Source organism: Mesorhizobium sp. WSM4840 (assembly GCF_055811755.1).
On record NZ_JBVVQD010000002.1, the window covers coordinates 142,942 to 150,826 of the forward strand.

The 7,885-nt window shown below is 62.8% G+C and carries 6 protein-coding genes; all 6 read right to left on the reverse strand.

Annotated elements, in window-relative coordinates:
• Positions 1 to 175: 175 nt before the first annotated feature.
• Entirely contained in the window at positions 176 to 2,323 is a 2,148-nt protein-coding gene (gene pnp, locus AC0L3I_RS04155; protein ID WP_473483838.1) for a polyribonucleotide nucleotidyltransferase, read from the reverse strand.
• A 409-nt stretch (positions 2,324 to 2,732) separates the two neighbouring features.
• Positions 2,733 to 3,017: a 30S ribosomal protein S15 gene (rpsO, locus tag AC0L3I_RS04160; protein WP_407660271.1), complete on the reverse strand. Its 285-nt coding sequence runs from the start codon at positions 3,015 to 3,017 to the stop codon at positions 2,733 to 2,735.
• Positions 3,018 to 3,184: 167 nt separating this feature from the next.
• Positions 3,185 to 4,279, reverse strand: a complete 1,095-nt coding sequence (gene corA, locus AC0L3I_RS04165) for a magnesium/cobalt transporter CorA (RefSeq protein ID WP_473483840.1) — start codon at positions 4,277 to 4,279, stop codon at positions 3,185 to 3,187.
• 44 nt (positions 4,280 to 4,323) lie between these two features.
• Entirely contained in the window at positions 4,324 to 5,286 is a 963-nt protein-coding gene (gene truB / locus AC0L3I_RS04170; protein WP_473483842.1) for a tRNA pseudouridine(55) synthase TruB, read from the reverse strand.
• Positions 5,286 to 5,711 (reverse strand): 30S ribosome-binding factor RbfA, encoded by a 426-nt coding sequence (gene rbfA, locus AC0L3I_RS04175; RefSeq protein ID WP_473483845.1) that lies wholly within the window; start codon positions 5,709 to 5,711, stop codon positions 5,286 to 5,288. The genes truB and rbfA overlap by 1 nt, the downstream gene beginning before the upstream one ends.
• Positions 5,712 to 5,835: 124 nt before the next feature.
• A partial coding sequence (infB, locus tag AC0L3I_RS04180) for a translation initiation factor IF-2 (RefSeq protein WP_473526077.1) occupies positions 5,836 to 7,885 on the reverse strand: 2,050 nt, incomplete at its 5' end.

The window sequence follows — 7,885 nt, forward strand, 5'->3', positions numbered from 1 at the left end:
GCAGCTGGCTTGTCTAGAAAATGAAAACGGGCGCGACCTGTCGGCGCGCCCGTTTCGATTGTATCGCTTCGCATCGGCCCGAATCGGAATCGATTTCGGAAAGCACGATGCGAACATTCAAAGCCTTAGAGCGTACTATGTGCGTCCATTTTGGACGCACGTCGCTCTAAATCGCTCAGGCGGCGTCTTCTTCGCCTTCGGCCTTCTTGTCGCGGACGATTTCCTTGCCCGTGGCCTGGTCGACGACCTTCATCGACAGGCGGACCTTGCCGCGTTCGTCGAAGCCCATCAGCTTGACCCAGACCTTGTCGCCTTCCTTGACGACGTCGGAGGTCTTGGCGACGCGATCGGTAGCGAGCTGCGAGATGTGGACGAGGCCGTCACGCGGACCGAAGAAGTTGACGAAAGCGCCGAAGTCGGCGGTCTTGACGACCGTGCCCTCGTAGATTTCGCCGACTTCCGGCTCGGCGACGATGGTGTGGATCCACTTCTTCGCCGCCTCGATCTCCTTGGCATTGGACGAAGCGATCTTGACCGTGCCGTCGTCCTCGATGTTGATCTTGGCGCCGGTCTTTTCGACGATCTCGCGGATGACCTTGCCGCCCGAGCCGATCACGTCGCGGATCTTGTCGGTCGGGATGTGCATGACCTCGATGCGCGGCGCGAATTCGCCGAGTTCGGCACGCGCGCCGGACAGCGCATGGCCCATTTCACCGAGGATATGCTGGCGGCCGTCCTTGGCCTGGTCCAGCGCGATCTTCATGATCTCCTCGGTGATGCCCTCGATCTTGATGTCCATCTGCAGCGAGGTGATGCCGTTGGCGGTGCCGGCAACCTTGAAGTCCATGTCGCCGAGATGATCCTCGTCGCCGAGAATGTCGGAGAGCACCGCGAAGCGCTCGCCTTCCTTGATGAGACCCATGGCAATGCCGGCGACCGGCTTGGCCAGCGGAACACCGGCATCCATCAGCGCCAGCGAGGTGCCGCAGACGGTGGCCATCGACGACGAACCGTTAGACTCGGTGATCTCCGAGACGACGCGAAGCGTGTAGGGGAACTGGTCTGATGTCGGCAGCATCGGGCGAATCGCGCGCCAGGCCAGCTTGCCGTGACCGATTTCGCGGCGGCCGGGCGAACCCATGCGACCGGTTTCGCCGACCGAATAGGGAGGGAAGTTGTAGTGAAGGAGGAACTTCTCCTTGTACATGCCAGTCAGCGAATCGACATACTGCTCGTCCTCGCCGGTGCCGAGCGTGGCGACGACCAGCGCCTGGGTCTCGCCGCGGGTGAACAGCGCCGAGCCGTGGGTACGCGGCAGGACGCCGACTTCGGAGACGATCTTGCGGACCGTCTTCAGATCGCGGCCGTCGATGCGCGAACCGGTGTCGAGGATGTTCCAGCGCACGACCTTGGCCTGGAGCTCCTTGAACACGGTGCCGATCTGTTCGGACGTGTATTTTGCTTCCTCGCCTTCGGCGGGTGCGAACGCAGCCTTGACCTTCGCCTTTACGGCGTCGACGGCGGCATAGCGCTTCTGCTTGTCGGTGATCTTGTAGGCATCGCGAAGCTCGCCTTCGACGATCTTCAGCATCTCCGCTTCAAGCGCCGAATAGTCCGGCGCGGTGAAATCGCGCGGATCCTTGGCGGCGACCTCGGCCAGCTTGATGATCGCGTCGATCACCGGCTGGAAGCCGCGATGGCCGAACATAACGGCGCCGAGCATCAGGTCCTCGCCGAGTTCCTTGGCTTCGGACTCGACCATCAGCACGGCGTCGGAGGTGCCGGCGACGATCAGGTCAAGCTTGGATTCCTGCATCTCGTCGACATGCGGATTGAGCACATATTCGCCGTTGATGTAACCGACGCGGGCGCCGCCGATCGGACCCATGAAAGGAACGCCGGACAGCGTCAAGGCCGCCGAGGTGGCGACGATCGACAGGATGTCCGGGTCGTTTTCGAGATCATGCTGGACGACGGTGACAACGATCTGCGTGTCGTTCTTGTAACCGTCAGCGAAGAGCGGGCGGATCGGACGGTCGATAAGGCGGGAAACCAGCGTTTCCTTTTCGCTCGGACGACCTTCGCGCTTGAAATAGCCGCCCGGGATCTTGCCGGCGGCATAGGTCTTTTCCTGATAGTTGACGGTCAGCGGGAAGAAATCGAGGCCGGGCTTCGGTTCCTTCATCGAAACGACGGTGGCGAGAACCTTGGTTTCGCCGTAGGTGGCAAGCACCGCGCCGTCAGCCTGGCGCGCAATCTTGCCGGTTTCGAGGATGAGCGGACGGCCGCCCCATTCGATTTCCACTTTGTGGTGATTGAACATGTCTTGTCCTTCATATGCGGAAAGGGCCGCGCCGTTTCACCGTGCGCGAGTGCCCCTTTCCCTTGGCTTCGTTTCTCGGGCAGCCACGGGCAAGACAACGGGAAGCTCGGGTAAATCCGGCGCGGTGCCGGGCGAGCGTCCTGCAATCCTGCCCCATGACCGTCCATGGGCGGTTTCGAATGGCCCTGTGCTATCTCGAAACCGGGTCTGGCCAATCGATCCGACTGGCCTTGCGCATGACCCCGAAAACCGCGGCTCTCGGAAAATGCCTTGCGCAAATTCAAAGTTTCAGAGCGTCCTAATGTGCGCGTCCAGATCGATGCGCGGCGCTCTACTTCCTTCATTAGAGCAATGGACCTGCTCCAATGCGCGACCGGCGGGCCCTCGAAAGAACCCGCCGGTCAATTCGTCAACGGCGCAGACCGAGCTTCTCGATCAGCGTCTGATAGCGCGCGTCATCCTTGCGCTTGAGATAATCAAGCAGGCTGCGGCGCTGGGAGACGAGAGCGAGCAGACCACGGCGGGAATGGTTATCCTTCTTGTGGTCCTTGAAATGGTCGGTCAGGTTCTTGATGCGCTCGGAAAGGATGGCCACCTGGACTTCCGGGGACCCGGTATCGCCCTTGGCGGTTGCGAATTCACCCATCAATTCCTTCTTGCGCTCGGCAGTAATCGACATCGTGTTTTTCCTTATCTGTTTGAGGAAACGGGACGCCCTCGGCCGGGATGTCGTCCAGCAGGGGCCGGTACAAGCAACGTGTCATTGCACGATGCTGCGGCGCATATAGTGCAATTCAGGCAAAAACACCAGCCCAATTCACAAGCCGGCTTTTTCCTGCACAAACGAAGATTTCCCTTCGGCTAAAGCCATTTCTTCCATCTGAAGAAGGCAACAAGCCCGAGCGCGACAACGGCCATGAACACGAGCGCCGCCGGATATCCGTATTGGGCCTTCAGCTCCGGCATGTTCCATGGCGAGGTTTCGGGATCGAAGTTCATGCCCCACACGCCAGCGAGAAAGGTGAGCGGGATGAAGATCACCGAGACGATCGTCAGATAGCTGATGACATCGCTGGTGCGCGCCTGGCTCAGCGACAGATGCATCTCGATCAGACCGGTCAGCATGTCGCGCTGGGTTTCGACCAGTTCGATGAGCCGAAGCGAGTGATCGAGCGTGTCGTTGAGGAAGATCTTGGTCTCGGGCTTCACATAGGGCACGTCGTTGCGGATCAGCGTCGCCAGCGCATCGCGCATCGGCCAAAGCACCCCCTTCAGCACATTGGCGTCGCGCCGCAACTCGTGAAGCCGCCGCATCTGGTGCTTGTCCGCCGCGCGCAGCATCTGATCCTCGATGCTGTCGACCAATTCGCCGGCAGTCTCGATCGGCGGGAAATAGCTGTCGACGATGGCGTCGATCACCGCATAGGCGAGGTAGTCAGCGCCGCGTGCGCGCAGCCGGTTGGGCATTGAGCTTTCGATGCGCTTGCGCACGGGATCGAACGGATCGCCTTCGCGCTCCTGGAAGGTGACGACGAAGTTTCTGCCGAAGAAGACCGCGATCTGCTCGTAACGATGCGCGGTGACATCGTCGATCATCCTGACGACGACGAAGGCATGGTCCTCGAAGAAATCCACCTTCGGCCGCTGGCCGGTGTTGACGACGTCTTCCAGCGCCAGCGGATGCAGGCTGAAAATCCGGCCGATCTCCTCGATCAGCGGGATGTTGGCGAGACCGGTACAATCGAGCCAAATGACCGGCCATGTGTCGCAATGAGCGTTGACGTCGTCGATGCTGGCATTTTCGATTGTCTCGAATTTGTCGGGCGACATCAGCGTCAGTCGCAGTTCGCTGCGCCGCGCCGCGGGGTCGGCGATCAGCGTGCCCGGTGATGCGCCGACCGGCGGCCGCCGCGCTGTCACCGGCGCCCGCTTCTTGATCGTCTCGGCCTTTGCCATGTGCCCCTCGGATGTTACGTCTGATCGAGATTAGACGACGGGACTCACCCGGCAAAGACCCGCTTCGGCTTGAACATGCCTTGTTCGACGGCGCCGATGGCGACCAGCTTGCCGCGCGCCGTAGCGCAGGCTTCCTCGGCTTCCACCGGCGCGTCGCGGCCACGGATGATGACCGGATTGCCGAGGCGGATTTTTGTTGCAGCGTCGTCGCTGATCGCGATTTGCGGCAGGCAGTCGAGCGCGGCCGATGTGTCGACCAGAAGCGCATCGATGGCGTCGAAATCGACCGGCACCGTGTCCGCTGAATCCGAACGTTCATCGCCCTGTTCGCCGAATCGAGCGGCTTCCAGCTCGGCGATGGTGACGAAGTCTTCCTGCGTGAACGGCTCGACCTCGATCCGGCGCAGTTCGGCGATATGACCGAAACAGCCGAGGTCGCGGCCCATGTCGCGGGCCAGCGAGCGCACATAGGTGCCCTTACCGCATTCGACCTCGAAAATGGTGCGATCCGCACTGTGCTCAATCAGGTCGAGACGGCCGATCTCGACCTCCCGCGCCGGGATGTCGACCGTCGCGCCGTCGCGGGCAAGGTCATAGGCGCGCTCGCCTGCGATCTTGATGGCCGAAAATTGCGGCGGTGTCTGCATGATGATGCCGGTGTATTTCGGCATCAGCAAAAGCACATCGGCTTCTGCCGGACGCTGGTCGGAGCTTTTCGTCACCGGCCCTTCGAGGTCATCGGTCGAACGCTCCTCACCCCAGGCAACCGTGAAGCGGTAGACCTTGGCGCCATCCTGGACATAGGGCACGGTCTTGGTCGCTTCGCCGAGCGCAATCGGCAGCATGCCGGAAGCGAGCGGGTCGAGCGTGCCAGCATGGCCGGCCTTTTCCGCCTGGAACAACCATTTGATCTTGGAGACGGCTTCGGTCGAGCCCATGCCGACGGGCTTGTCCAGCACCAGCCAGCCGGAGATCGGCCGGCCCTTCTTCTTGCCGCGACGCGCCACTATTCTTCGTCCTTGTCGTTGTGTTTATTCTGGTCGCCGGGGCCGAGATCGCGCGCCACTTCGGGCGAGTGCAACAATTCGTTGATCTTCTGGAAATTGTCGTAGCTGGTGTCGAGCCGGAAGCGGAATTCCGGCATGTACTTCATCTGCCGGAGCGCGCCGGAAACGCGGCCGCGGATGAATTTCGCATGCTTGTTGAGCGCTTCGACCACCGCATCGGCATCGCCAGCGCCGAGCGGCGAGACGAAGGCGGTGGCGATCTTCAGATCGGGCGACATGCGCACCTCCGAGACCGAAACCACGGCGTTCTCGACCAGCGGATCGATGATCTCGCCGCGTTGCAAGGTTTCCGACAGCGCATGGCGCACCTGCTCGCCGACGCGAAGCATGCGCTGGGATGGACCTGACGTGGTTGAACGGGGCATTTTTCTCTATCCTGAAATCGTGAGGCACGGGATGGGACCGCGCCGCATGTCTCATATGCTTTGGGCGGCAGCCTTTCGACCACCGCCGGTCTCAGTAGATGCTCGAACTCAAGTTGCTCGAAACTCAGAGCGTCCTGGTCACCATCTCGACGCGGAAGCACTCGATGACGTCGCCGACGCGCATGTCTTCGTAGTTCTGGAAGGCCATGCCGCATTCCTGGCCGCCCGGGACTTCCGCGACTTCGTCCTTGAAGCGCTTCAGGGTCTTCAGCGTGCCTTCGTGGATGACGACGTTGTCGCGGATCAGGCGAACGCCCGCACCGCGCTCGACCTTGCCTTCGGTGACACGGCAGCCGGCGATCTTGCCGACCTTGGTGATGTCGAAGATCTCGAGGATCTCCGCATTGCCGATGAAGGTCTCGCGACGCTCCGGCGAAAGCAGGCCGGAGAGCGCCGCCTTCACGTCATCCACGAGGTTGTAGATGATCGAGTAGTAGCGGATCTCGATGCCTGCCGCCGCGGCAGCAGCACGCGCCTGCACATTGGCGCGGACGTTGAAGCCGATGATCGCGGCACCCGAGGTTTCCGCCAGCGACACATCGCTTTCGGTGATGCCGCCGGCGCCCGCATGGACGATGCGCGCACGCACCTCGTCGGTGCCGAGCTTGTCCAGGGCCGCGCTGATCGCCTCGATCGAGCCCTGCACGTCGCCCTTGATGACCAGCGGGAATTCCTTCAGCCCGCTCGTCTGCAGTTGCGACATCATCTGTTCGAGCGAGCCACGCTGGCCGGCATGCTTGGCCACCGCCTTCTCACGCGCCAGACGCTGGCGGTATTCGGTGATCTCGCGGGCGCGGGCTTCGTTGTTGACCACGGCGAAGCGGTCGCCGGCCTGTGGGGTTCCCTGCAGACCGAGCACCTCGACCGGCATCGCCGGCGGCGCTTCCTTGATCTGCCCGCCGCGGTCGTTGACCAGCGCGCGCACCCGGCCCCATTCGTTGCCGGCAACGAGGATATCGCCAGGCATCAGGGTGCCGGTCTGGACCAGCACGGTGGCGACGGGGCCGCGGCCCTTGTCGAGCTGGGCTTCGATGACGACGCCCTCGGCGGTGCGGTCCGGATTGGCCTTCAGGTCGAGGATTTCGGCCTGCAGCAGGATCGCTTCGAGCAGCTTGTCGAGATTGGTACCCTTGGTCGCCGACACTTCGACGTCCAGCACCTCGCCGCCCATCGATTCGACGAAGACTTCGTGGCGCAGCAGTTCCGAACGCACCTTCTGCGGGTCGGCATCATGCTTGTCGATCTTGTTGATCGCCACAATGATCGGAACGCCGGCCGCCTTGGCATGGCTGATCGATTCGATCGTCTGCGGCATCACGCTGTCGTCGGCCGCCACCACGAGGATGGCGATGTCGGTCGCCTGGGCGCCGCGGGCGCGCATCGCCGTGAAGGCGGCGTGGCCGGGCGTGTCGATGAAGGTGATCTTATGACCGTTCTTCTCGACCTGATAGGCGCCGATATGCTGGGTGATGCCGCCGGCCTCGCCGGACACGACATTGGCATTGCGGATGGCATCGAGCAGCGACGTCTTGCCGTGATCGACATGGCCCATGATGGTCACCACCGGCGGACGCGGCTCGAGATCTTCGGGACGATCGGCGATGTTGAACAGGCCTTCCTCGATGTCGGACTCGGCGACGCGGCGAACCGTGTGGCCGAATTCGGTGGCGACCAGCTCGGCCGTGTCGGCGTCGATGACGTCGCCTGGCTTCAGGATCTGGCCCTGTTTCATGAAGAACTTGACCACATCGACGGCGCGCTCGGACATGCGCTGCGCCAGCTCCTGGATGGTGATGGTTTCGGGCAGTATCACTTCGCGCATGACTTTCTCGCGCGGTTCATTATGCAGCGCGCGCTTGAATTTCTCCTGGCGCCGACGCATCGACGACAGCGAACGCGCTCGCGCATCCTCATCGGAAAGTGCGGCATTCAGCGTCAGCTTGCCGCGGCGGCGATCTTCTTCGCCCTTGGTCGGCTTGGCCGGACGCGCCACTTCGGGCGTGACCGGACGGGGGGGGGGGGGGGGGGGGGGGGGGGGGGGGGGGGGGGGGGGGGGGGCGGGGGGGGGGGCGCGCGGGGGCCGCCCACGCCCCGGCGCCCGGGCGCCGGCGCCC

Coding starts and splice junctions, on each gene's coding strand:
- pnp (WP_473483838.1), bottom strand. CDS start 2,323: ATGTTCAATCACCACAAAGTGGAAATCGAATGGGGCGGCCGTCCGCTC.
- corA (WP_473483840.1), bottom strand. CDS start 4,279: ATGGCAAAGGCCGAGACGATCAAGAAGCGGGCGCCGGTGACAGCGCGG.
- rbfA (WP_473483845.1), bottom strand. CDS start 5,711: ATGCCCCGTTCAACCACGTCAGGTCCATCCCAGCGCATGCTTCGCGTC.